Annotated in this window: 23 protein-coding genes and 1 pseudogene; 10 read left to right on the top strand and 14 right to left on the bottom strand. The window is 44.7% G+C overall.

What is annotated here, in order from left to right; all coding sequences use genetic code 11:
* Nucleotides 1-75: 75 nt before the first annotated feature.
* Nucleotides 76-436 (top strand): annotated as a pseudogene (locus ACYIA1_RS16485) (SIS domain-containing protein); the annotation flags it as partial.
* Nucleotides 437-665: 229 nt separating this feature from the next.
* A complete protein-coding gene (locus tag ACYIA1_RS16480) occupies nt 666-938 on the top strand; it encodes an HU family DNA-binding protein (RefSeq protein WP_480335918.1) in 273 nt (90 codons plus the stop codon).
* 549 nt (nt 939-1487) lie between these two features.
* Here ACYIA1_RS16480 and ACYIA1_RS16475 read toward each other — a convergent pair.
* The 5 genes from ACYIA1_RS16475 to ACYIA1_RS16455 form a co-directional block, all read right to left on the bottom strand.
* Nucleotides 1488-2714 (bottom strand): site-specific integrase, encoded by a 1227-nt coding sequence (locus ACYIA1_RS16475; RefSeq protein ID WP_480336323.1) that lies wholly within the window; start codon nt 2712-2714, stop codon nt 1488-1490.
* Between the two features lie 353 nt (nt 2715-3067).
* The gene (locus tag ACYIA1_RS16470) at nt 3068-4063 is read right to left on the bottom strand and encodes a hypothetical protein (protein WP_005863599.1); all 996 of its coding nucleotides are present in this window, start codon (nt 4061-4063) and stop codon (nt 3068-3070) included.
* Entirely contained in the window at nt 4060-5196 is a 1137-nt protein-coding gene (locus tag ACYIA1_RS16465) for a 6-bladed beta-propeller (RefSeq protein ID WP_480335915.1), read from the bottom strand. Before ACYIA1_RS16465 ends, ACYIA1_RS16470 begins: the two co-directional genes overlap by 4 nt.
* 469 nt (nt 5197-5665) lie before the next feature.
* Nucleotides 5666-6874: a C45 family peptidase gene (locus tag ACYIA1_RS16460; protein ID WP_005863604.1), complete on the bottom strand. Its 1209-nt coding sequence runs from the start codon at nt 6872-6874 to the stop codon at nt 5666-5668.
* Nucleotides 6875-6887: 13 nt separating this feature from the next.
* The gene (locus ACYIA1_RS16455; protein WP_005860241.1) at nt 6888-7367 is read right to left on the bottom strand and encodes a pyridoxamine 5'-phosphate oxidase family protein; all 480 of its coding nucleotides are present in this window, start codon (nt 7365-7367) and stop codon (nt 6888-6890) included.
* Nucleotides 7368-7472: 105 nt separating this feature from the next.
* Here ACYIA1_RS16455 and ACYIA1_RS16450 point away from each other — a divergent pair, with 105 nt between their 5' ends.
* From ACYIA1_RS16450 to ACYIA1_RS16430, 5 genes are all read left to right on the top strand, one after another.
* The gene (locus ACYIA1_RS16450; protein ID WP_005863606.1) at nt 7473-9677 is read left to right on the top strand and encodes an alpha/beta hydrolase family protein; all 2205 of its coding nucleotides are present in this window, start codon (nt 7473-7475) and stop codon (nt 9675-9677) included.
* Nucleotides 9678-9764: 87 nt separating this feature from the next.
* On the top strand, nt 9765-10574 hold the full coding sequence (locus ACYIA1_RS16445) for a head GIN domain-containing protein (RefSeq protein WP_005863609.1): 810 nt from the start codon (nt 9765-9767) through the stop codon (nt 10572-10574).
* Nucleotides 10575-10594: 20 nt separating this feature from the next.
* Nucleotides 10595-11419, top strand: a complete 825-nt coding sequence (locus ACYIA1_RS16440; RefSeq protein WP_005863610.1) for a head GIN domain-containing protein — start codon at nt 10595-10597, stop codon at nt 11417-11419.
* Nucleotides 11420-11569: 150 nt separating this feature from the next.
* Nucleotides 11570-12358 (top strand): head GIN domain-containing protein, encoded by a 789-nt coding sequence (locus ACYIA1_RS16435; protein WP_005863612.1) that lies wholly within the window; start codon nt 11570-11572, stop codon nt 12356-12358.
* Complete coding sequence (locus tag ACYIA1_RS16430; protein WP_005863614.1) at nt 12355-13155, top strand: head GIN domain-containing protein; 801 nt, start codon at nt 12355-12357, stop codon at nt 13153-13155. Before ACYIA1_RS16435 ends, ACYIA1_RS16430 begins: the two co-directional genes overlap by 4 nt.
* A 3-nt stretch (nt 13156-13158) precedes the next feature.
* Here the strand turns inward: ACYIA1_RS16430 and ACYIA1_RS16425 are convergent, their stop codons facing one another.
* From ACYIA1_RS16425 to ACYIA1_RS16385, 9 genes are all read right to left on the bottom strand, one after another.
* On the bottom strand, nt 13159-14175 hold the full coding sequence (locus ACYIA1_RS16425; RefSeq protein ID WP_005863616.1) for an NAD-dependent epimerase/dehydratase family protein: 1017 nt from the start codon (nt 14173-14175) through the stop codon (nt 13159-13161).
* Entirely contained in the window at nt 14172-14378 is a 207-nt protein-coding gene (locus ACYIA1_RS16420) for a hypothetical protein (RefSeq protein WP_005860253.1), read from the bottom strand. Before ACYIA1_RS16420 ends, ACYIA1_RS16425 begins: the two co-directional genes overlap by 4 nt.
* 27 nt (nt 14379-14405) lie before the next feature.
* Nucleotides 14406-15167: a metal ABC transporter ATP-binding protein gene (locus ACYIA1_RS16415; RefSeq protein ID WP_008773137.1), complete on the bottom strand. Its 762-nt coding sequence runs from the start codon at nt 15165-15167 to the stop codon at nt 14406-14408.
* Entirely contained in the window at nt 15151-16035 is an 885-nt protein-coding gene (locus ACYIA1_RS16410; protein WP_005863620.1) for a metal ABC transporter solute-binding protein, Zn/Mn family, read from the bottom strand. Before ACYIA1_RS16410 ends, ACYIA1_RS16415 begins: the two co-directional genes overlap by 17 nt.
* A 70-nt stretch (nt 16036-16105) precedes the next feature.
* Nucleotides 16106-16924, bottom strand: coding sequence for an FkbM family methyltransferase (locus tag ACYIA1_RS16405; RefSeq protein ID WP_227793785.1), 819 nt, complete (start codon nt 16922-16924; stop codon nt 16106-16108).
* 139 nt (nt 16925-17063) lie between these two features.
* A complete protein-coding gene (locus ACYIA1_RS16400; RefSeq protein WP_480335910.1) occupies nt 17064-18353 on the bottom strand; it encodes a S28 family serine protease in 1290 nt (429 codons plus the stop codon).
* A gap of 6 nt (nt 18354-18359) precedes the next feature.
* Nucleotides 18360-19277, bottom strand: coding sequence for a tRNA epoxyqueuosine(34) reductase QueG (queG, locus tag ACYIA1_RS16395; protein ID WP_005863626.1), 918 nt, complete (start codon nt 19275-19277; stop codon nt 18360-18362).
* Nucleotides 19277-19888: a polysaccharide deacetylase family protein gene (locus tag ACYIA1_RS16390; RefSeq protein WP_005860262.1), complete on the bottom strand. Its 612-nt coding sequence runs from the start codon at nt 19886-19888 to the stop codon at nt 19277-19279. Before ACYIA1_RS16390 ends, queG begins: the two co-directional genes overlap by 1 nt.
* A 6-nt stretch (nt 19889-19894) precedes the next feature.
* The gene (locus ACYIA1_RS16385) at nt 19895-23152 is read right to left on the bottom strand and encodes a DUF2723 domain-containing protein (RefSeq protein ID WP_270645889.1); all 3258 of its coding nucleotides are present in this window, start codon (nt 23150-23152) and stop codon (nt 19895-19897) included.
* 195 nt (nt 23153-23347) lie between these two features.
* Here ACYIA1_RS16385 and ACYIA1_RS16380 point away from each other — a divergent pair, with 195 nt between their 5' ends.
* The 3 genes from ACYIA1_RS16380 (at nt 23348) to ACYIA1_RS16370 (ending at nt 26844) form a co-directional block, all read left to right on the top strand.
* On the top strand, nt 23348-23647 hold the full coding sequence (locus ACYIA1_RS16380; RefSeq protein ID WP_005860267.1) for a GNAT family N-acetyltransferase: 300 nt from the start codon (nt 23348-23350) through the stop codon (nt 23645-23647).
* 18 nt (nt 23648-23665) lie between these two features.
* Nucleotides 23666-23890: a (4Fe-4S)-binding protein gene (locus tag ACYIA1_RS16375; protein ID WP_008773142.1), complete on the top strand. Its 225-nt coding sequence runs from the start codon at nt 23666-23668 to the stop codon at nt 23888-23890.
* A 131-nt stretch (nt 23891-24021) separates the two neighbouring features.
* Complete coding sequence (locus ACYIA1_RS16370; protein WP_195320053.1) at nt 24022-26844, top strand: M16 family metallopeptidase; 2823 nt, start codon at nt 24022-24024, stop codon at nt 26842-26844.
* Nucleotides 26845-26849 lie beyond the last annotated feature (5 nt).

The raw sequence follows: 26849 nt of genomic DNA, 5'->3' as shown, positions 1-26849 counted from the left end.
ACGGTACACTGAACGTGTACAAATCGAGAGGAAAGGCCGCCGACTCAGAGGCGGGTGTGGAGGGCAAGGACATCGAAGGAAACATCCTATATCCATGCGGAAGGCTATCCTGTGGCAGAGATGAAGCACAGGCTGATAGCCCTCATGACAACGAGATGCCGACGGCCATCATCGCCCCGAGTGATTCGCTGTACGACAAAATCATCAGCAACGTGCAACGGGTGAAGTTAAGGGGTGGCTTGGTCATCGTCAGCAAGGGCAACCGTCGATGGAATATATCGTCGACTACTGCCTGGAGATACCCGAAGTGCTTGAATGCCTGACCCCCATCGTGTCGGCCGTACCGCTGCAGCTTTTGGCCTATTATATTGCCGTCAACAAGGGAAAGAACGTTGACCGGCCGAGAAAACTCGCCAAGTCCGTCACCGTGGAATAACCGGAAAGTCTATTCATCACACCATACGGAAGCCCCTGCCAAAATCCGTTTTTCGGAGGACGGCAGGGGCCTTTTCTGTGTCTATACGGAAACCTCCTCGCTGCCGTCCCTCTCCAACGTTTACAGCCGTGTTTCATCAATAATTCTCAGCTATTTTAGTCTTATCCGGATATTTTCTGGTATTGGATGAATTTATGTATGTTTGCAACAGTAAAAAATAGATAAGATTATGACTAAATTAGAAATTGTGAATGAGATTTCCCTAAAAACGGGAGTAGGCCGAAAAGAAGTACTTCAGATAGTGGAAGGATTCATGGATGGTGTTAAAAAATCACTTATGAACGGTGAGAATGTATATTTGAGAGGATTCGGTTCTTTTACACTGAAACACCGTGCAGAGAAAGTGGCCCGGAATATCAGCAGAAATATTACCATGATTGTTCCGGCTCATAATATTCCCCACTTCAAACCGTCCGGAGATTTCACATTAGATGAAAAATAAGCGAATGTTCCTTGATTTGGAAGAAGAGGCTGTCTCAAAATAGAATTGCAAAAGTAAAAATCTTATAGATTGAAACTTTGAAATAAAAAATCTCCTGCTTTAGCCCTTAATTACTTCAATTATAGGACTAAAAACAGGAGATTTTTATGTTGTAACTTATAGATTATAAGTAAGACTATCTCTGTTTTTCATTTTGAGACAGCCTCTTCTCTTGTCCTATCGCAAATGAATGGCTATCTGAATGAATGTATAGTATCCGTTATAATCAGGAATGGCTATATTATTGAAACGTTATCCAACAAGCTGGGAATGAGCCATGACAAATTGGTGAGAATACTTGAATCCCCTTCTTTCCGTATGCAGGAGAAGATAGCAGATGCTCCGGGAGTTGAACTATGGGAGTTATAGGGAATATATATCACTTTGATGGTGGCATGGAGCCTCGGGACAATGATCCCGAACAACTCCACAAGTTCTCTCCTTGACATCCGCACTTTACCACTTGAAATATTCACACACTTTCGCTGATGGTCATAACCGCCCTTTCCATCACATCGCTATTGAAACTTCATGGAACGACTGATTAAGACGGTCACCGAACATTGTCAGATCCTTGTCGATTTTCTCTGTGGTTACCTTACAATACTTCTGCGTAGTGACGATGTTCGTGTGCCCCAATACCCGACTTACACTTTCGATGGGGACACCCTTGCTCAAAGCCAACGTTGCGAATCCATGGCGGGATGAATGAAATGAGATTTCTTTCGTGATACCGCACTCTTTTATCATCTGTTTCAAGGGTTTGCAGATAGACCAGTAGTTCAGGTTGGGGAATACGAAATGGTCCTCCTGAAACCTCTCGTAACGCCTGATTATCTGCAAGGGAATATCGAGCAGTTTTACTTGGAAGGGCACTTTCGTCTTGTGCCGTTTGGACAATATCCATTTCTCCCCGTTCACCTCTACAATGTCATCGGTAGTCAGTCCCTTTATATCCACGAAGGACAGGGCGGTGAAGCTGGCGAAGACAAACAGATCACGGATATAAGCCAGCTTCCTGTTTATAAACTCGTGCGTCATCACCGTCTTAATCTCGTCTTCGGTCAGGTATTCCCGTTCCTTGACGTTCTGGTTGACAGGGTATTGTGCAAACGGGTTCCTCGGTGTCTGCCCGTTGTAATGGGCCTTCGCCACGATTGTTTTCAGCCACATGCAGTTTGACCACACACTGGCGTTATGAAGTCCGGCATCAGTGGAAAGGTAGATTTCGTACTCCTTGATGAAGTCGGGAGTAAGTTCGAGCATGGAAATGTCACTCCGCCTGTAGCATTTCTTTATGAACGCCGCCAGATGGTTTCTTGATCTTACACGCACTTGATACGAGCCTTCTGCCCGGTCTATGCCGATACGCTTCCTGAAACTCTCGTTGTCCTTGTCGAACGCACCGAGCAGCGTCTCGTATTCCGTACCGAGTCCCTGAAAGGCGTTGCGTACCATTTCAGCGGTAACAAACGCTTCCCTGTCCGAAAGGCGTTGATAGTGCTTGATGATTTGGGCCTTGATGTTGTCCAGGGCGAGATTGATGTCCCGCGCCTCCTTGCTTTTCCCTTTCGCCCGGTTGCCCTTGGCGTCCCAAAGCCCTTTGGAAATGGTCTGCTTGCAACTGAACTGGGCTACGGAACCGTTGATTGTCACTCGTCCCATAACCGGGACAACACCGTTTTTCTCCTTGCTGCCGTTCACGTAAAACAGCACTTTGAATGTACTTCTCATAATCCAATTTTATTTTTGCTACAAAATTAGTTATCAGCGAGTTATACATCGCTACGCAAAATGAGGCAGGTAGTGGAAACAATCTCCGACTCTCCATAAATTAATCCGGTTACCGGGTAATGATTTGAAAACCGTTCGCCTTCGTTACCTTTCATTTCCCTGCACTTTGGCATCGGCGAGGCTTTCATCGGGTTTCCTCATAAGTCTTTGAACACCAGTTGCGTCATCATCATTTATTCGTTTCTGATTGATTTTTCCAGAGATAATCTCTATTCTTGTCTTCCACAAGTTATTTACATCTCCAATCAGAAACTCGCTTTCGAGAAAACGGAGTTTCAGCCTGTCAAGAATATCATTTACAACAGGTATTTTACCACATCCAATGCTCCACTTTCATCAAGAGCCAAGGCGACCAGAAAACCATCGGAAGGGTCTACGGCAATCCTCTTTATTGAACGATCAAAATTCAATCGTTTCTTTAATTGGCCATCCCAAGAAAGAACCAGCAATGTGGATAAATTAGAAAAATCCACAGAACCATCGTACAAGCAATATACATACTGATCCGTACCGCATATATCGATAAAGCATTTCGTCGTTCCAAGAACATCCACTTGGGTGTCATTTTTCTTCAATAAAGGCACGATAGGCTCCTTCCCATACGTAAAGCTCCTTTGATAAGTTCCCTTCAAATCGTAAAAATCAATTCGATTAAAGAAGCGCAAGGCAGCAACCACACTGTTTTGCCGCTCATTCACACAAAGATTAGGCAAATAAGCGACGTGCTTACAAGAACGATACGTTCTTGCTACTTTTGGTGGCTCCACCCAATAAATTCCCTCTTCCCGATTCGCATAACAGAAAGGACCATAAACATTTTTCTCTACGATCGGAACCGCATAAACTTCTTTCGTGGTGACATTATAATGCGTAGAGGGAACAAGTTCGGGTATTAGTATATATTTCCGATCAAAACGCAAAGAATCCGCCAGCACCTGCATCTTATTAAATGTAAGTTGGTTATCCACGATCCAGAACTCATCCTTTCCGGCGGGTTCTTTTGTATTTGACTTCATAAACTCCGGATTAGAGAAATAAGTGGCACCATATCCTTTCAACGCAAACGCATGCAGGTGCGACAAATCATCTTTGTCGAATACTTGAATGATCGTATCACACCCACGAGCCAACAACACCAAATAAGACTCGGTAAGACCAATCCCATCATAGCATACACCAGAATCCCCTTTCATTAACAAATTTCCCTCCAGCCGTTTTTCTTCTCTTTCTGCATCGGAACAAGCGAGAAGAAACAAAGCGAAGAATACAATAATCCCATACAATACTCTCATGACCTTTCTATTTTAAATAAACATAAGATCGGATTATCGTCCTGTGTACGATTCTCCGCTATCCGTCTCAAATCCTCATAATGTATCTGATTACGCAACAGCACCGTCGAACTGATCTTCCCGATAAAATAATCTTTATACACTCCGCAAATACCGTAAAAGCCTGTCAACCCCGTAGCCCTTATGAAGTTGGGGAACGCATACGAGAATGCCTCTTTCCTATCCTTGTCATAAAATCCGAAGTAAGTTACCTTATCGCACATATAGGTCGCATGCAGGATCCGTTCGGTCTCCAGCAGCCCAAAAGAATTTACATAGCCGGAGCGAAACAGATCGCCAGAGAAATCTCTCCCGCCTCTCCCTTTCTCCTTGACATACTCGATAGGAGGCATACTTTTATCTCCGAAGCGAACTTTATAAGCAGGCTCCAACATCCCGTCCTTCACTTTCCATACTTCGGGGGTAAAGGGGAAATGCGCATACCAATTCCCAGCAAAGGCATGCAACGTCTTGCTCCCATTGATCGTATGGCCGGACGTGAAATAAGCCGGTCCCAACAATGCGTCTTGCTCTCCTTTCCTGTCCGTGGCTTTCAGATAGAAGTTTTCCCTTTGCGGTGTCGCAAATTCCAAAGGATAATACCAAATCCAATTCTCCTTATCTAAAGGGGCGCAGTCCACAAAATAATCAGCTACATCTTGCGTGGATATATATTGATAGGTATCCAGATCATAACGCAATAAGGCCGTCCCACCAAAATCCACCAATGTCAAGATTCGCTCTTTCTCATCCACGAAAAAGTGAGTTAGATAAAGATACTCTTTCGGCCCTTGTCCCCGCAAGCCTACACGAGTAATAAAATTTCCTTGATCACTGAATACAAAAAGCGCATTTATCTCATCACTTCTATCGAATACAAAAATACGATCGTCCACCCAGCAAACCCGGTAGAGATCTTTTAACAGCACGCTATCCTTCGTCTCCAAAGGAATGAATCTGCATTCCAAATGTTCCTGCAAGCCAACCGTACAATCGTTTCCGAAATCCACCACGTCCCACTCTTCCGATCGATTCTCGCATGCGGTCAAAATGGAAGCCAGACTTATCATCACTAAATAATATAGTTTTCTCATGTTTTTCATATTAGATTCAGACCGCTAATATACGTAACTTTTTGAAATACGCCAACTGCACAAGTTTTCCTAAGCGCACAATCGGAATTCACGAGAAGTACTACTTCCTTGGCCTATGAAGTATATCTCCTAGAGCAGTTGAAGTATATATTCTACAAAGGAAGGAGTAGTACTGAGAAAAAGGCCTGTTGGGATATAACCCTAAAAACTTTCGATAATTAGAAGGGGATACAGTGTTTATTTCCCACATAGTTATTGTACATTTTTCCAAATGCATTTAAAACCTCATTATCTGTTTCCCAAAACACGTACGTGTTTTCACAAATTCTCGTACGTGTTTCCGGAAAAACACGTACATATTTTTCCGGAAACATCATCAACTTTTTATAAGTCTGATTATAAAGACATTATCAATACGTATATTTTAAATACTTACTGTATTTTTCACTATCAACAAAATACCTTATGGTTATGATTTTTGAAGCCCCAAGAAGGCTTTATTTACGAGCTTATCGACTTCCTTATACAGCCGTTGTATTTCCTTTGTATCCAATCCATTTTGCTCCCACTCCGTCTTATGAGCGTCGAATAAATCGAAAATCCGGTTCTCTACCGCACGAAGCTGTTGGATATAACCAGATTGGTCATCATTCCATAACAGTTGCCAATGCAAATACTTTTGGCCGTTACCACGATGTATGGAGTAGACATTCTTCTGTAATTGAACAGAATACCAATCTAATAGGGCTGTTTTATAGGATGCGTCGTAAGTAACTAAAGCGCTTTGCTCCTTTCCCATTTTCACCCAAAGAGGAATAGCGACAGAGGTAGGAGGATATCCCAAGGCAGTCCACATCGTTGTCAATTCCGGATTCATGCCGGATCTCACGCCTTGGATTACGATAGAGGCCGTACTTTCCAGACGAGGGATGAAATCCTGCTCCACAAACCAACCCGTACGATTGTTCGGACTTTGTCCCTTGTCCATCAAATCGATATCCAGCAAGCTATTATAAAAAGAGCGGGAAGCCTGTTGAAAGATACGCTGAGGAGTAAATCCTCCGTCCCGCATTTCCTTAAAGATCTTTTTCGCATTCTCATAACGTACATATCCTTTGCCTTCATCCGTACGCCCCTCGAAAGAGAAATTCGTATAAATCAAGTAACCTTCCGGCGCCAGATTCGGATCATTCGCGTCTTTCTTATAATATCGCTCATTATTCGTCTCATAATAAGCCGCGCCACCATAAGCATCGATCACTCCGAAATTAGCCTCCACACGCATCGGGCGAGGCAAGGTATCCAAGAAATGCTCGAAATCCTGCACCGTCTTACAGACTCTCAAGGCTTTTCGCATCAAGTTTCCCTCTTGATCCATCTCCTTTATATCATCGTCTTTCAAGTTATAAGAAGCCGTATTCATGATAGAGAAGCCCGTCTCATTGCTTCCGGTCCACACGGCTCCCTCCGGATCATCGCTATTTACCAGCCCCAGAAAACGATAGCCACCTTCGTCAAAATAACCGATATGGTTATACGGAGCGCCGGTATCCCGGTGTTTCCACATCAACGGACACCCGTCGGGAGTAGCCTTTCCAGTGATTATAATGGAGGTACAAGCCTTGTCAACCACCGGAAAACAAAGACATAGAACGAATAAAAGAAGTAGTTTTTTCATATCATTTATTGATTTAATAAGATTTCTTATGAGGAGCGCCAAATTCCTTACAGCTGACCTCGTCTATATCTACCGTCCAAATCTTCACGTTACGGACCGCCGGATCGCTATAACGGAAAGTCTTATCGGAATATTGCTTCATGATAATATCCAAGGCTTCCACCTTCTTGTCGAAATCCTCTTCGTAAGCGACCTTTCCCCAAGCGATCACGCTCTTCGAACGCATACGGTAGCTACAAGCTACCTCCGGGTGCTGGAAAACCAAGGCATGGTCAATACTAAACGTAATACAGACTTTCGGATTACGTTCCAATATAGAGATGCTTCGTCCATCCTGCGCCGAGTGTAAATAAATCACGCCATCCTTATAACCGAAATTCATCGGTAATACATAAGGCGTTCCATCTGTATCCGCCATGCCCACAAAGCAAACATCGCTCTGGCGGATAATCGATTCGATCTGTTCCTTGTCCGTGTGTATAAGTGTCTTCATATTCCTTTGTTTGATTCTTATCAAACACAAAATTATAAAAAAAATCCTCTTATATTTGTAACAGCTTCTCTACTTTCACCGTCTAAACTAAAAAATCAAATTAGAATGACAAAAAACACAATCTTCTCCTTTTTACAGGCTTGCGAAGCCACCGTGATCAAGACCGCCCAAAAATCATGGAAAGGAGCAACTATAGGAGCATTGGCTACTTTTACCTTATACCTCGTAATTATCAGCCTATCTTATCTGAAAATCGGAATATCGCCTATAGCGGATCTTAGTATCGCATTGATAACCGTGGGCATTCTATCAAGCCTGCTCGCCTTACTAAGCACATGGGGCTTTAAGATCATAAGATTATTCAATCCTTGGTTTGTCGGAATCTGTTTATCTACTTATATATTAGTCGGATTTCTTCCTTATCCGGATACTAGCCGGATGTTTATCGGATTCGAACTGCTTTGTGGTGCTTTAATAGGATACTCTGTTTACATCGGTATCAAGAAGAAAGTATCAATCACATTGATATTGATCGTATTAGGGCTAAACACATGCGTTGTTTACTTCTTGGCTAATGAAGGATTTGATCATACGACCCCGGTCTCGGAAAATTATTGGAACCAAAAAGCCCCTACATTTAACGCTCCTGATCCTACCATCGAAGGAACCTATACAGTAAAAACATTGCTATATGGAAATGGGGATGATAAAAACAGGGATGAATACGCAAACTCATGCGATATAAAAACCTCCTCTGTAGATGCCACTCCCTTTTTCGACCAGACTTCCGGATTCGATAATTGGATAAGAGAAATCTTTTGGGGATTCGACGCCTCCAATTACCCGATCAACGGACGAGTATGGTATCCTGAGGGCCAAGGCCCTTTCCCGCTGGTTATATTCGTACACGGTAACCATCTTATGCAAGAATATTCAGACCCCGGCTACGAATATATCGCTACCTTATTAGCAAGCAAAGGGTACATCGCCGCCTCGATAGACGAGAATTTCCTAAACAGCAATTGGAGTGGGGATTATAGCCATAATGAGATATTCACGAGAGCTTGGCTAATCCTAAAGCATCTGGAATGCTGGAGAGAATGGAACCAACAAGAAGACACCCCCTTTTACCAAACGGTTGATATGGATAATATAGCGCTTGTCGGACATTCCAGAGGAGGGCAAGCCGCTCCTCTAGCGACCGTGATCAACAAGCAAAAAAGATATTACAAGGATGCCAATCAGGATTTCAACTTCAATTTCTCCATCAAAGGAATCGTAGAGATCGCTCCAACCGCATTTTATAGCATGCACAAAGATAAGCCTTTGGAGCTGGAGAATATCGATTATCTACTTTTACAGGGAGGGTATGATCAAGATGTGTTTTCCATGGCAGGAAGCCGAAAATATAACAACCTTCACTTCACGGATACGAATTTCCATTTCAAGTCCGTATTATATATCTATGCGGCCAATCATGGACAATTCAACACCGTATGGGGGCGGAAAGATATGCCCTTCCCTTATTCGGCACTCCTCAATCTGACCCCTTTAATGGACGGTGAGGGTCAACGCAAGATCGCCCAAACCTATATATCCGCATTTCTCGACGCCTCATTAAAAGGCAAGAAAGAAAATCTATCGATCTTAAAAGATTACCGCCTAGCGAAAGCTATCATTCCCAAAGGATATTATTTCAACCAATACGAAGACTCCGGTTTTAAATATATAGCCGATTACGAAGAAGATCTGGATGTAACTACAGCTACATTGAAAGACTGTAGCATTCATGGGCAAAACTTAAAAACGTGGAAAGAAGAAGCCTTAATACTGAAAGACGATGAGAGCACATCCCAATTAACCTCCGCTGTTTATCTGGGATGGGAGAAAAAGGATACGAATTCCCTCCAACAGGCCGAATATACGCTTCAAATAGATTCAGCGGCCTTAGCCTCTTTGGATATCAACACGGTAAAGAATCTGTTCTTCTTTATCGGGAATAACTCGGATACAATCGATGCGGTAGATTTCACGTTTGAATTAACGTTTGGCGAAACAAGCGTAAAAAAAGATTTCTCTTCATTCTATGTGCTTCCTCCGTTATTAAAACCAGAGCTAACGAAATGTAGTACTTTACTCTCGCTGGGAAAAGAGAAGGTTTCTGAGAAAGTACTACAGTATGTAGAGATTCCGTTATCCTCCTTCAATCAAGGAGATAGCCTATCCATCGACCAACTGAAGGAAATCCGTTTTATCTTCAATAAAAAGGATAAAGGGGAAATCATTTTAGATAGAATCGGAATAAATTGATCCTTATTCGAAAAAAGTCCCTTATTTCTGCAACCCTTACAGATACTCGCTCGTCTATTAAGAAAAGAACCTAAAAAATTAAAGACGATGAAGACGAGAGTATCACTTTTTATATTCTGCATACAGATGATCGCGGTTTGCGGATTCGCCGCCGACCGACGTATCGATGGAAATGGAAATCCGGAAACCCGGGAGATAAAGATTAGCGATTACGACGAGATTACGTTCGTCGGCTCCGCTGATTTCGAGTATGAACAGTCGGATAAAGCGCCTTATCTATCCGTAACGATCGATGAGAACTTATTTGATTACCTCGTGACCGAAGTAGAAGGCGGTACGTTAAAGATCTATCCGAAATCTATCAAGAAAGGTTTTAATAATAACTCCTACGACTTGAGGCCGACCGTCTACAAGATAAAATCCAACTCCAAGGAACTAAAAGAGTTGAATACGGTAGGTTCCGGCAGTTTCATTATCAGCAAACCGACGAAAGTAAACCGGATGGAGATCAATATGGCCGGTAGTGGAAACGTTGAGTTGAGAGGCCCCGTAAAAGGTTACAAGCTTGAATGTAACATGGCCGGTAGCGGAAATATCATCGCCAAGGATATACAGCTGGACAACCTATCTTGCAGCCTCGCCAGCAGCGGGGAAATCGAGGTAATAGGAACCGTAGATCGTGCCTCATTCAATGTAGCGGGAAGTGGTGAGATTAAAGCCTTTGACTGCCAAGCACGTAAAGCAGAGTGTAATATCGCCAGCAGCGGCGAGATCAGCGTATATGCCACGCAAATCTTGGATGCTAATATCGTAGGTAGTGGCGAGATCCATTATAAAGGAGATCCGGAGATCAGTAAGTCTATCATGGGTTCTGGCTCGATCAGCAAAGTCAAATAAACATTTAATACATACGAACGATGAAAACAAAATTAGTAGCTGTAATAGCCCTCATCTTTTGTGCCTTCATGGCAGAGGCTAGTAAAGTAGAAGGAAATGGGAATATAATTACGAAAGAGATATCGGTAGATAACTATAGCGAGATCGAACTGGGTGGAAATATCGAATATTCCGGCAATAATTTTTGGGGAAATAGAAGCAACAAGAAATTCCCGGTATTCAAATATACGCATGGACGAAGCGCTTCATTGAAAATTACGATCGACGAGAATCTATTCCCACTCCTCTCGATCAAATCCAATAACGGACGGTTAGCTATCCGCATACAAGACGGGACCCGTATCAAACCGACCCAGTATGTAATCGAAGGAAGCTCGAAGACTCTGAAATACTTAAAGACTTCCGGCCCGATGGATTTTGAGGCGCAGAACGCTTTTTCCGAGGATCAACTGGAAATCAAGATTTCCGGCTCCAGCGACGTAAAGTTCCCACATAACGTGAAATTAAGATTAGGTGAGTTCTCGGTATCCGGCTCCGGCGATCTGGTTTTTGAAGATTTGGACTGCAAGAATCTTACCAGCAAGGTTTCAGGCTCCGGAGACATCACCTTGAAAGGTAAGGCGGACGAGGCCCGCTATTCCGTATCGGGCAGTGGAGATATAAAAGCATACGACTTATCTGTCAATGATTTGAGTTGCTCGGTAAGCGGTAGCGGAGATGCCCGTGTTTATGCCAAAGATAACATGAACCTATCGGTTTCGGGCAGTGGAGACATCCGCTATAAAGGCCCGGCGAACGTGAATAAATCAAAGTCCGGCTCTGGATCCATTCAAGGCGCAAATTGATCGAACACACACATTTTTTTCAATACACACATTATCAAATTTAAAAAAGCTACTAGATGTGATATCCGGTAGCTTTTTCTTGCTATTTTTGTAACCAACTCTTTATTTATAGAGTCTAAATTAAAAAGTAGAATCACAAAAACGATACTTATGAAAACAAAGGCTATCTTATTAATGGTATTTTTCCTAGGATGGGTCACTACCGGTTGGGCCGCAGATCATGTAAAAGGCGATGGTAAATTGACCTCGAAAAAGATTTCTGTCGCCGATTATAACGAGATTAAGGTGGATGGCGTAATTGATTTCAATTACGAGCAATCCGATGATCCTTCCACCGTGGAGGTTACCGTAGACCAGAATCTTCATCCCTATGTCAATATCGAGGTGAAGGATCGTGTCTTAACCATCGCTTTCAAAGGAGCGAAGGTAGATCATTTCACGAAGTTTATCGTAAAGACGAATTCTAAATGGCTTGCCGCCGCAAAAGTTTCCGGGAATGCCAACTTCATGGTAAACAGTCCGCTTACCGGAGACGAGACCGTTATTAAGGCGAACGCCAATAGCTTGGTGCAACTGAAAGAGACAGTTACGGTCGGTAAACTGGATTTGAATGTATCCGGTAGCGCAAATATGGTTGTCAATCATCTGGAAGCCGACAAGATCGAATGTGATATCGATGGCTCCGGCTCTATAACGATCAAGAAAGGTAACGCGAAAGAAGGAGACTACAGTATCGTCAGCAGTGGTGATATACACGCTTTTGGGTTAGCGGTTCCTCAGCTAAGTTGCAAAGTAACAGGCAATGGCTTAGCGGAAGTACATGCTACCGATAATTTAAAGGCCAACGTAATCGGTAAAGGAAATATCCGTTATAAAGGCCCGACAGCAGTTCAACAGAGAATAATCGGTAAAGGTACCGTAGAAGAAGTAAAAGAATGAAAACAAGAATTATATACCTATGTCTGCTGGTGATCCTCTCTACGACAGGCTGTATCCCTACGCAAACCATAAAAGGAGACGGCAATATCACCACGGAAAACATCCCGGTTTCCGAGTATGATTGTCTTGAGTTAGAGGGAGGAGGCATGGTCGTGAATTACACGCAATCCGACGCTCCTGAAGGTTTGGAAATAAAGACAGACCGGAATATCTTCGAGAAATATGAGTTTAATGTAGAGAACCATAAGCTTAAGATCCGTCCGAAAAAAGAATTCAGGAAACATACGAATTTCCGTCCGACCGAATTCATGGTTACGGCCAACTCCCGCAATCTAAAGAAACTAGCGGCGGCAGGCAGTACCCATGTAAATATAAATTCCCCTCTACAAGCCGAGGAGTTCGAGGCAGGATTAGCCGGTAGCGGAATTATCCAATTCCACGATACGGCCTCTTTTACAAACCTGAAGATAGAGATTGCCGGTAGCGGAGATTTCGTTGGCCATAAAGTGTATTGTGAGGAATTAAACGGGGATATGGCCGGGTCTAACACGATCGTTCTAGGGGGAACCGTAGGCATAGCTGAATTCTCGATCGCCGGTAGCGGTACAGTACGTGCTTTCGATTGTACCATGGATGAGCTTGAGTGCAAGATTGCCGGTAGTGGAGACATAGAAGCCTCTGTCGTAAACAAAATCAAGGCAGAGATAGCCGGTAGCGGTTCCGTAAAATACAAAGGAGATCCCCAAGATATCCAAAAAAAGGTAATGGGCTCCGGTAAGATCGAGAAGGTGGAGTGATTCTTACAACCACCCCTCCTTTTTATACCATTCGATACTTTCTTCCAAGCCTTTACGTAAAGGATAGGCCGGGATAAAACCTAAATCATCTTGAAGAGGCGTGACATCGCAAATCCAGTTACGCTGCTTCAAGATGATGTATTTATCACTATTTAGCGTCATACTTTTCTTCAACAACTTACCGATCCATTCTGAACAGTGGCAAGCGATACGCACCAATCCCAGCGGTATACGGGCATGCAATACCCGCTTCTTTCCTAAGATATCTTGTATCATACGGGCAAAAGACTCATCCGTGTAGACATCTCCGTCGGCTACAAAATAATGCCGGTTCTTTATCTCCTCTTTCTCAAGGGAAAGGAAGGCCACGGTCGCTAAATCTTTTACATAGATAAACGTGATTCGCTGGGGAATAGCGCCTACGGCGAAATCGAGTCCCGACTTTACGCTTTGTATTTCCATGAAATAATCCTTCTCACCCGGCCCGTATACTCCTGTAGGCCGCAAGATCACGTAAGGAAAATAGGTTTGTTTACGGATGTAGTTCTCCGCCTCTAGCTTACTTTGGCCATAAGCCGTGTCCGGCCGCTGCGGATCGTCCAAGCGTATCGGGCGGAAAGTCTTCTCGTCGCCTCGCCCATAGCTGCTTAGGCTGCTCATCAAGAGGAATTTCTTCGGTTTGCAGCCGGCGGCGGCTAAAGCCTCGATAAATCGATGCGTATTCTCGGCGTTCACACGGAAAAAGTTTCGCTTATCCAATGTCTTCGTCAACCCGGCGTTATGGATCACATAATCCCATGCCCCATGCTCACGGGCAAAGTCTGAGAGTTGAGCCGTAAGCGCTTCCTGATCGCCATATTTCAAGTCGATGAAATGAATCCGCTTATCTTGCAGATGCGCTTTACTGCTACCCGCACGGATACCCGCCCACGTCTCATAGCCACGGCGAAGCGCTTCCTCTACCAAGAAACCGCCGATAAAACCACTCGCTCCGGTTATCAATATCTTTCTGTCCTTCATTTTTCTTTCATATAAAATGTATAATAATACCACAACAACCCGATCCAATTCAAGAACAGGATCGTCAGCATCCAAAGAATCTTTTGTTTCTTACTGATGAAAGGGTTTTGCGATACGGCCTTACATCCAAACAGGATTACGGCAATACCTACGATATAACCGATCTCCGGCAAGCTTATCCAGCAAATGATTTGTGGTATCATAAAAATAGAGTTATTCGTGAAAAAGAATTATTCGTGTTGGTGTTTCTTCAAGACTCGGTGCGGCAAGTCACCATGCCCCACCAACTCGATCGGACAAGCGTATTTCTCGCCCAACCATTCCTCGGAGACATTCGCTCCCGGGTGATAATGCAAAGTCTCGTTTACGCAAGCGATATTTTTCACCATCGTCAAAACCGTACCGATATCATGGGAAACCAAGATGATAGCGCTCTCTTTATTGATCTCTTCCAAGAGCTGATAAAAACGAGACTCGAATCGTTTATCCACATACGAATTAGGCTCATCCAAGATCAACACCTGCGGACGGGAGACAATAGAACGCCCCAATAAGACCCGCTGCAACTGGCCACCGGAAAGCTCACCGATGGCCCTGCCCGCCAACTCCTCCAATCCCATCTGTACGATCACCTCGTCTACACGCTCTCTCTGGGATCTATTGAATGGACGGAACAAAGGTTTCTCCGCGGATAAACCGGAAGAGATCACTTCCCGTACGGAGATCGGAAACTTCTTATCGATCTGGCTCATTTGGGGTAGATAACCGATCTTCAAGGAAGGAACCTCTACATTTTCATCGTAAAAACGAATCGTTCCGGAAATAGGAGGCAATAAACCTAGTATCACCTTTAAAAGCGTCGTTTTCCCGCCGCCATTCGGTCCGATAATTCCCAAGAAATCATTTTTCCACACATCCAGCGTTACGTTACGTAAGGCGATCTTATTACCGTATCCGGCGGTAACCTCTCTCAACTCAATCAGCTTGTCCATCGGCTAACGATTTTGCGATATGAATCATTTCCTTACTCCAATCGTAATCCAGCGGATTGATCGGGATCAGACGGCAACCTGTTTCTTTAGCGATCAACTCGGCGTTCTTCTGGTCAAACTCCCGTTGGATAAACACGACTTTCGCATTATGTTCCCGTGCGGTCTCGACCAGTTCCTTTAATTGTGCGGGAGACGGTTCTTTTCCGTCCATCTCGATGCAAAGCTGGGTCAAGCCATATTCGTTGGCCAAATAGGTCAGGGCCGGATGGTAAATAATAAATGTCTTATTGTCAAGAGAATGTAACAAACTGGAAACGGTCTTTTCCGTTTCTCCGATTTCTTTCGTCAGTTGTTCATAATTCGCTTGGTAATATTCCTTATTCTCCGGGTCCAAAGACACAAAGGCATCCAAAGTGTTCTTGGCGATCACCTTCGCTCCAGAGATAGAGCTCCACGTATGCGGATCGACGCCTCCGGGATGATGATGGTGGTGGTGATCATGTTCCTCTTCTTCCTCGGGGCTTTTAAGTAAATCAATTCCTTCGGACAGGTCAAAAACCTTGAGTCCCGGATTATTATTCCGGATATTATCCATCCAAGCCTGTTCGAACCCGATCGATCCGATCCTTAAATAACCTTGGCTTTTACCCACCTGCACCATTTGCTGGGGCGTAGGATCATACGTCTCCGGACTTTGCCCCGCCGGAACCACACAATTAATCTTAAATTTATCTCCGGCTATCTTCTCCGCAAAATACCGTTGCGGCTCAATCGTCACGCTGACGATCCTCTCATCTGTCCGCTTATCGCCGCAGGCCATAAGTATCAAGACGAAAAGAGCCGATATCAATACCTTAAATTCTTTCATACCACATATATATTTTCGCAAAGGTAACGAATATCGGGTAATAAGGCAGCAAGGAGACGATTCAAAGTTATCAGGAACTAGCTTGACAACTTCCCCGGACAAGGCATTTGCGTAAACTATGTTTTACGAACATATAGCCATCGGTAAATGAATAGGAACAGTTAAACCGGTCCAGAAAAGCCGGGATTTGGACGACATCAGTTTCTTTATGATACGTACAGATCGCGAAATCCAAGTGATCCGCTTTCGCGAATAATTCCATACAGCCCTGTAAAGCCATACATTCCGCACCTTCTATATCCATTTTTAAGAAGATATCTTTTCGAGACTTGTCTTTCAAGAAATTATCCAAAGCAGCATTAACGTCATCGTCATGATCGCTGATATATTTCTTTACGATCATCGTTTTCTCTTTCCACGGCTCAAAAGTAGCCTGAAGCGCCTCGATCCATTTATCCTCATATTCAAAAAGATAAACAAAACGAGTAACCTCGATGGTATCCAGAGCGGTAAATCCCTCAGCGGAACCAATATCCAAGAGTGTCTTTCCCCTAAACTCCTCCACGGAATCCGCATAATGATGGGGATGCCTCACGTCTTGCTCGATCAACAAAGCCCGATAGCATTTCTCGATCTTAGATGTGCTATACTCTCTCGGAAAATATAATCGTTTACTTCCCCGGTGCATCACATAAGGCAATTCTTTCTCCTTATCCCACAGAACGGCAATCGACATCTCCAGATATTCCGCAGCGAAATCATAAGGATAACGTGTATATCCTCTTTTTCGAAAATAATCATAATACGCTAATTTAGGAGAAGAGGGCTCAAACACCTTGGTATAGTAAAAAGGTAACGTCCCATATAATATGCTTTTCAACTTCATCATCGAACCGGTAAACATTTCATCTAGTTTTTAATAGGGCGTAATATACGAGAAATATCTTAATATACATAACAAATCCCCGTATTACAACCGATAAGTAATAATACGGGGATTTATAGGGAAAAAATAGGCTACTCTATTTTTACTCGGCCAGCCATTTATTCATCTGTGTAAGGATCCGCTCCTTCATATCCTCCGGCATATTGCCGATACGGGCACGATGGCTACCTCGGGGCTGGATATAGATTTGCTCGTTCTTCTTGCCTTTGAAAGCGGGAACCATGGCTGCGCTCCACGGGTCGATCTCGCCATAGATGAAGATCATTTTCGGATCGTTGTCTTTCAAGAAGTTATAGATCTTATGGTACAGAGCCGGACGGAAGTCTACTTTATCGACCAGCTCCCCGGGAAGCATGATACGGTTCAAGTATCCGTGGGCACTATCGATCGTAAGGTATTTCTTGAAAGGTTTTACGTCATAGCCATAATAACCGAGCTCACGGGCGGCTTGTACGAAGAAAGAGATATTCGGCTGGTTCTCGGCGAAGTAATCAGGACCGCTGATTTCCATCAAATGATCGAAGAGCGCCTGATCGTCGGCAGACTTGGAAGGGATCGTACTTACCGAAGTTCCCCACTGCCAAAGAGCGAATGAATATTCCAGTACGCAATAATCCAATACCTCGGGCATCGGGATACGGAATGTCAAGTTCTTATTCTTACAATAGCTCTCCAATAAAGGGAGCATATCGGACTTACGTTTCAAGACTTCCAATTGAAAATCCTGTATCCTCTTGCGTTCCGCTTTCGTACCTACCTTACGTAAGAAAGGTTCGTGGCGGCCATCCTCTACGCCTTTACATAACGGACCGACATAAGGAACGGAGAAATCCACGTCGTCCGGGAAAAAGGCACGGTAAAGCATTGTAGTCTGCCCCCCCTTACTGATACCGGTACTGATCCATTTTTCCGGATAGATCTGCTTGAATGTATTGCGGACGTTATGTAAATCGTACGCAAAGTTCTCGGCGGTCAGATAATCCCAGTTTTTAGGTTCCGGCGTCGACTCCAAGAAATAACGGTACTCCACGAATACTAAGTTCGCGTTCAATAGTTTAGATAGTTCTTCTTGATATTTCGGATTGAGCGCATAAGCCGCTCCATATCCTTCGGTCACGATAATGGTAGGACGATCATAACCTACATGGCCTACGATAACCCGTTGCGTAAATGTTCCGGCGGCGGGGTCTTTCGGATCGACCTGCTGTGTAATACGTACTACATATTTCTCCGGATAATGATCGGATTGAAGTTTTTCAATACCACTAATTCCTTTTAGGGCGGCAAGCTTCTCTTGTAAATCTCCGGGAGCGGCCATTACCGTCATCACCGACAGGAAGAAAAGAAGCAAGAAGTTAAATGTTCTTCTCATGGTAATTTAGTCTTTTAGATATTGTATTGTTCGTAATAATCCCTCATATTTGGCGCGTTTCACCGCCGAATGCGCAAAGATACGATTATAATCCTCACGGCTCAATGCCTTGAAGTCGTCTTTTTTAAGAGAGAGCAAAGAAGGGGTGGGATGAAAGGCTGCTACTGCCGTAGGCATAGCGAAGCGGTTCCAAGGACAAACGGCTTGGCAGGTGTCGCATCCATAGACGCGGTTACCTAAAAGGACGGCTTGCTCAACAGGGATTTCTCCACGATGCTCGATCGTAAGATAAGAGATACATTTACGGGCATTCAAACGTTTCGGCCCTTCCAAGGCTCCGGTAGGACAAGCGTTCAAACAGCGGATGCAGGAACCGCAGTGATTCTTTTTGGGGGAATCATAGGTATCGACTACCAAAGTTGTCACGATCTCCCCAAGGAAAAAGAAAGAGCCTTTGCCCGGGATGATTAGATTCGTATTCTTTCCGATCCATCCTAAACCGGCTTTCCAAGCCCAATAACGTTCTAACAGAGGGGCGGAGTCCGTGAATACACGGGCCTCATTGTTGGAGGGATGATGCTCGGTTATCGCTTTCCATAATTGGCGAAGTTTATCCTTTACGACCCCGTGATAATCTTCTCCATACGCATAATACGAGATATAAGGTTCCGCCGGATTCCGGAGAACTTTCGGATAATAATTCAAGGCTACTGAGATAACTGATTTGGCACCTTCCACCAAGCCATCCGGATTGAGACGAATTTCCCGATGATTCTCCATGTATTTCATTCCAGCATGGTAGCCTTCCGCGATCCATTGGTCAAAATAAGCCTCCTCGCTCCCGGCCTTCGCTACTTCAGCGATACCGCAAGCGGAAAAGCCTAATTCCATAGCTTTATCTTTTATAAACTGGGAGATACCCATTATTCAAAAACTTTAAACTCGTAGCCTTCCTTTAAGAGCCATTCGACAGCCCGGGGCATTGCCTCACGCATATTGCGCTCGGCTTTCAAGGAATCGTGGAAGACGATAACGGAACCATTACGGGTATAGTTCTTTACCACGTTAAAGACACCATTCGGAGTCATATGCGGGCTATAATCGCGGGTGACCACATCCCACATCACGATATGATAATGGCGGCGAAGCCATACTACCTGCGGAAAACGCATATGCCCATGAGGAGGCCGAAATAAATTGCTGGGAATATATTCGGCTGCCTTCTCCACATTCGCCAAATAATTCTTCGTCCAGAACTTGATACCTTGGATATGGTTGAACGTATGGTTACCGACACGGTGCCCACGATCTATCACCATCTGGAAGACCTCGGGATGCTTACGTACATTATCCCCTACCATAAAAAAGGTAGCCTTGATCCCATACGTATCCAATATATCTAAAACCCAAGGGGTAACCTCGGGAATCGGGCCGTCGTCGAAGGTGAGATACACACACTTCTTCTCTGCCGGTATTCGCCAAGTTACCCCCGGGAACAGTGCCCTGTAAAACCAAGGCGGTTGTTCTATAAACATACTTTGTTAGTCTTTTGCCACTGATCCGTACGCCATACGGTAATTATCAAATTCCTCTTGATAAGGCTTAGCGAACTCCGGATTGTATTGTTTGCTTACACGCAATACCTCTTGGAGAACCGCCAAGTTATGACCTAAATCACTCTCGACAGATGATAATTGCCCCGGACGCAAACGGAAATACCAGTTTATACTGCGCAACGCATTGTCCGCTATACCTTTATAAACCATCTCCGCCTTCTCCTTCTGGCCCAACTCGTAATACAGCTCACCTAAAGAAAGAGCGCTATAATCCAACGGAACATTCTCGGGAGGCAATACTTCCATCGCCTTATCCAATACGTCCAGTGCTTTCTCATTCTTGCCCTCAGCGACCAAAGCGGCAGCCAACTTACTGAACAACGCGATACGATAGCTCTTGCACATCCGCATCACAGTCTCATCCAAGTACACACCCGGCGTATTGACACCACCCCATTTGAACTTATTCATCACGTTGTCATACATCTTCTCCGTATTGATCGAACGAACAGTTCCCTGTGTCTCCATCGGAACAATCTGATAAGCCATACCGGTCTGCTGGAAGTACGGATCCAATTTCACGAATTGATCCGGGCTTACGGTAATCGCGTAATAGATCGGACGGTTCCAATCATTCGTCTGCAACATATCCAAGATAATCAACTCTTGCTTACCCAAGACATCCTTGCCTTTCAAGTCAATCTTCATCTCTTTCTGCAAATACGGCAAGTTAGCGGTATCGATCACGCCGGCAGCCATAACTGCGGCGGAATCTACCCCCATCGTCAATGTCTGAGCAGGGATATAATCTAATTCTTGATTGATACCCGGGATCTTCTTAAACTTCGGATCGTTACTACGAACAAAATCAAGAGCGGTCTTCAGATCAATCGATTTATCCGTCATCGGGAATACATAAGCGGCATCACGAGTACCTTGCACATAATCCTCCGGTTGCCAAGAGATTGGAAGCGGATCGGATTCGTATGCTTGCTTCTTCATTTGGTTGATATACCAGTCGGTTTGCAAATAGCTCGTATTACATACACGTACATCCGTACGGATACCTTCCACCTCCTGCGCGTACCACAACGGGAACGTGTCATTATCACCATTCGTAAATATGACAGCGTTCGGCTCGCAAGATTCCAAATAGTTCGCACCAAAATCACGGCAAACATAACGGTTCGAGCGATCATGGTCGTCCCAGTTCTGCGCACCCATCTGGATAGGAACCAACAAGCAGAGTACCGTAGCGACAGAACCCGCTATCACCGGAGATAACTTGCCATACTTCTGCAATCCTTTCGCCAAGGCCGCCACACCGAAACCGATCCATATACAGAACGCATAGAATGATCCGGCATACGCATAGTCTCGCTCACGAGGTTGATACGGCGTCTGGTTCAAGTAAAGCACGATCGCGATACCCGTCATAAAGAACAAGAAGAACGTGATCCAGAATCCCTGAATGCCCTTCTTTCCGGCATAAGCTTGGAATAGAAGCCCCAAGATACCCAATAGAAGCGGTAACATATAATATACGTTATGCCCCTTATTGTTGATAATATCGAACGGCATATCCTCTTGCGGGCCCACTAAAGCCTCATCAATAAACGGAATACCGGTTATCCAGTTACCATTCGAGACCTCACCGTTACCTTGTATATCGTTCTGCCGTCCGGAGAAGTTCCACATGAAATAACGCCAGTACATGAAATTCAGCTGATAAGCGAAGAAATAACGCAAATTCTCGGCAAATGTAGGTTTCATCACCGTCACCATCTCACCGCAACGGTTGAACTTCACCGGTGTACCTTTCACTTGTGCCCACTCCTTATAAGCAGCCACATGACGTCCGTCGCTACTATACATACGGGGGAAAAGCATACTCAACTCATCCACGTATTCGTATTCCGTATCGTAACGAGAGATATAATAATGATCCTTCTCGTTTTTATCTTTCTTAATGACACGGCTCCAAGTCGGCTCACCCTCTTTCGATACAGGTACGCAAGTACCGCCTTGGTTCTCACGCTTCACCTCAGAGACATAGGTCTGGCCGTAGATCAACGGAGTCTTACCGTATTGCTCGCGAGCCAAATAAGTACGCAAGGTAAAGATATCTTGCGGAGCGTTTTGGTTCATAGGCGTATCGGCTGTCGCACGGATCAATGTCAAGGCATAGGATGAATAACCCACTACGATTACCATCAAGCAGACCAAGATCGTATTCAGCATCTTGATATTTACCTTCTTGCTCATGAACAAATAAGCCGTCAAGGCCGCCGTAAGGATCACGGCGATCACATAACCGCTACCGATAAACGGAATACCCAACAATACGATCGAGAGGATAAAGGATATCTTCATCCGCACCGGATGGATCTCGTCTTGCATCGTCTCCCAGATCGCCCAGATCAAGGAAGCCGCCAAGATAATCACGAACGCATATACACCCGAGTTATACGGCATACCGAACGTATTGACAAACAACAGCTCGAAATAACCGCAAACCTCAACCAAGCCTTGTACGACACCATACATCATCAAGCCCACGATAGCGAACGACACCAATAAAGCGATCAGCGTACCCTTCATCGTAGGATTCGGGAATTTCTTATAATAATATACCAGCACGATAGCCGGGATACACAATAAATTCAGCAAATGGACACCGATACTCAGACCCATCAAATAAGCGATCAGCACGATCCAACGATCGGCATGCGGACGATCGGCGGCTTCTTCCCATTTCAGGATCAACCAGAATACCAAGGCGGTAAACAAGGAAGAATAAGCATATACCTCGCCCTCCACGGCGCTAAACCAGAATGTATCGCTAAACGTATAAGCCAAAGAACCTACCAAACCGCAACCCATGATCGTAATCATCTGTCCCAGACACATCATCTTATCGTCTTCCACGATAATCTTACGAGCTAAATGGGTAATACTCCAGAAAAGGAATAAGATCGTCAGGCCGCTAAAAAGGGCGGACATCGTATTGACCATTACCGCCACCTTGGAAGGGTCCGAGGCGAACTGCGTAAATAAATTGGCTGTTAACATGAAGAAAGGAGCTCCGGGCGGATGGCCTACTTCCAATTTGTATGCCGAAGAGATAAACTCACCACAATCCCAGAAACTGGCGGTGGGTTCCATTGTCATCAGATAAACGGTAGAAGCGATCAAAAAAACGACCCACCCCAACACGTTGTTGATTAGTTTGTACTTTCCCATACTTTGTATAAGTGTGATAATTAATTGTTTCTACTTGCATACCCACACGGGCAGTCGGCCGCAAAGGTAATCATTTACGTTTAATACCTAACGTTCCATTCCCCTATAAATTATATAGAATAGATTAGAATTATATTAAACAAACCTTATCACTCAAGTGTTAATAGAATAGTTGAGTATTAAAATTATAGGGAGATGAAAGAAAATTATGAACTAATTGATAATGAAGAACGCCACCAATATGAATTTCATATAGAGCGATACGTTCCCAGAATAGAGTATATAAAAAATAAGGATGGGGTAATTTATCTCACCCACACTGAGGTTCCCATGGAGCTTGGAGGTAAAGGAATTGGTAGCCAATTGGTGGAGAAAGTGCTCTTGGATATCGAGAAGAAAGACTTACGTCTCGTTCCGTTATGTCCGTTCGTAGCTGGATATATCCAGAAGCATCCGGATTGGAAACGCATCGTAATGAGTGGTATACATGTTTAATATTTATAACAAAATTATATGGGCAAGAAGATCGAATATACGAATGGTGAACTCACCATTATCTGGCAACCGGAGTTATGTCAACATGCCGGTATCTGTGTAAAGACTCTTCCCTGTGTCTATAAGCCGAAGGAGAGGCCCTGGATACAGATAGAGAATGCGACAACCGCAGAATTAATTGCCCAAATCAATCAATGTCCGTCTGGCGCGTTGACATACCGAATGAATAAAGAGGTGAAATGAGGCCCCCCCGCCTGTCTCATCTTGATAGAAAGGAGTATTCCGTATCGGATACTCCTTTTTTCGCCATAAGGACCTCTTTCTATGATTTTTTGCTAGTTTTGTGATCTAGATTCACTATCAATGAAACAAATATGATAAAAAGACATTCTATCTTAACGGCAATCCTGCTTTGTTTCGTCGCTTTCACACAAGTGATGGCACAAGAGATGCAGGAACCCGAACCGCTTCCGATCGACCCAAAGGTTCGATACGGGAAATTGAGTAACGGATTGACCTACTACATCCGTCACAACGATCAGCCCAAAGACCGGGCAGACTTTTACATCGCCCAAAACGTAGGATCCATCTTAGAGGAAGACAATCAACGAGGTTTGGCTCACTTCTTGGAACATATGGCTTTCGACGGCAGTAGGAACTTCCCGAATAACGGGATGGACGAATATATCGAGAGTGTAGGTATGCGCAGCGGGGAAAACTTCAACGCCTATACCTCCTTTGATGAGACCGTCTACATGATTACCAACGCCCCTGTCAACAAAAGCGGCGTGGTTGATTCTTGCTTATTGATCCTTCACGATTGGTCCGGGTTCCTAGCCTTGACCGACTCGGCTATCCAGAAAGAACGTGGGGTCATCCGTGAAGAATGGCGTACCCGACAGGATGCCCAGACTCGTCTATGGGAGCAGCAACTACCCAAGATGTACCCGGGAAGCCGTTACGCGAACCGGATGCCGATCGGTTCGATCGACGTGATCGAGAACTTCAAGCCGGACGAGTTGCGGGCTTACTACAAAAAATGGTATCGTCCGGACTTGCAAGCGATTATCATCGTGGGAGACGTAAATGTAGATCAAGTGGAGGCAACGATCAAAAAGATGTTCGCCGATGTCCCTGCCCCGGTCAACCCGGCAAAACGGGAACAAGTATCGGTTCCCGACAATGATCTACCTCTGATCTCGATCGCCAAAGACAAGGAGGCATCCAATACGATCCTTTATATCTTCTATAAACACGATAAATTGCCCAACGACTTGAATCGTACGATTGCCGGATTGGTAAAGGACTATATCCAGCAAATATGCGCATCGATCATGGACGAGCGTTTCGATGATATCTTACATCAAGCGAATCCTCCGTTTATCTATGCCCAAGCCTACGACGATGATAATTTCATGATCGCGAAAAGCAAGGGAGCATGGACCGTAGCCGCTCTTGCCAAGGAAGGCGAGATCGATTCCACACTGACCACGCTTGTCAAAGAGACCCAACGGGTAAAACAATATGGCTTTACGCCATCCGAGTATGAGCGGGCACGCATCAACGTGTTGAAACAATACGAGTCCGCTTACAACGAGCGGAATAACCAAAAAAACGACGCTTATGTTCGTGAATATGTGAATCATTTCACCAACGGCGGTTATATCCCGGGCATTGAGATGGAATACACGCTATTGAACCAGATCGCCCAGAATATCCCGGTAGAGCAAGTCAACCAATATATCCAAGATATGATCGGAGAGGATAATATCGTGATCGGGTTAACCGGACCGGATAAAGAAGGTATAAAATATCCGACCGAGGAGAACCTGCTCCGTACATTCCTCAAAGCACGACAGATGCCGGTAGAGCCTTATAAGGAAACTGTCTCCAACGAGCCTTTAGTCCCGACCTTGCCGACCCCGGGCCAGATCACGGAGACAAAGACCGGCCAGCCCTTCGGAGCGACAGTATTTACCTTAAGCAATGGTATCAAGGTGGTATTAAAGCCTACCGAATTCAAGAAGGACGAGATCATCATGACCGCTACCAGCCCGGGAGGAAGTACCTTATTTGGCACGAAGGATATTGATAACTTAAAAGTTTTCAATGACGTGATCGAGATAGGTGGATTGGGCAATTTCTCCGCCACGGATCTAAGTAAGCGTCTGGCCGGAAAGAAGGTATCTTGCGCCCTATCGCTCAGTCAAGATAGTGAGAACGTGAACGGAATGGCCGCTCCTTCCGATTTGCGAACCTTATTCGAGTTAATTTACCTTAGCTTCACGGCTCCCCGCATGGACGAGGAGGCCTACGCATCTTTCGAGACACGGACAAAAGCGCAATTGCAGAATATGGAGTTAAATCCGATGGTCGCTTTCAGCGACTCTTTGTCTAAAGCGGTTTACGGAGATAATCCTCGTGCGTCACGTCTTCGTCCACAAGATTTCGAACATATCAGTTATCCTCGTATCATGGAGATGCGCAAGGAACGCTTCTCGGATGCTTCCGGTTTCGTATTCACGTTTGTAGGTAATATCCAGATTGATAGTATCCGTCCGTATATAGAGCAGTATTTAGCGACATTGCCATCTCAAGGAAAAATTGAGAAGGGAAATCCGGCGGAGGTTCCATCGACGCGTAAGGGAGACTATATGAATCGATTCAACCGCTCCATGGAAATCCCGAAAGTAACGGTAGCCAACCTCTATACCGGGCAGATGGAGTACAATCTGGAGAATATCATCACCGCTACCGCATTGAAACAAGTTATGGACTTGGTATATTACGAGAAGGTACGCGAGAAAGAAGGAGGAACGTATGGTGTCGGTGTATCCGCTAGAATCTCACCTTTCCCGGAAGGAAGAACGACATTACAGATATTCTTCGATACGGACCCGGCTAAGTGGGAGCAGATGAACACAATTGTCCGCAATGAGTTGAAACGGCTTTCCGAGGTAGGCCCTCGTCAAGAAGATTTCAAGAAAACACAGGATAACCTGCTGAAACGTCATGCGGAAGTCTTGCAGGAGAACAGCTATTGGTTGAACGTATTGGATGATTATTATTATAAAGGATTTGATACCGATACGGATTATGAGTCGATTGTTAAGGCGCTGACTCCCGAGAAGATAAAGGCATTCGCCCAAAAGCTTTTGGGACAGGGTAACCGGGTAGAAGTTATCATGCAACCCTAGTTACT

It is taken from the genome of Parabacteroides sp. KHUB-02 (assembly GCF_056640955.1).
The sequence above is the reverse complement of the archived record's forward strand: the minus strand, read 5'-3'. Positions and strand labels throughout refer to the sequence as shown.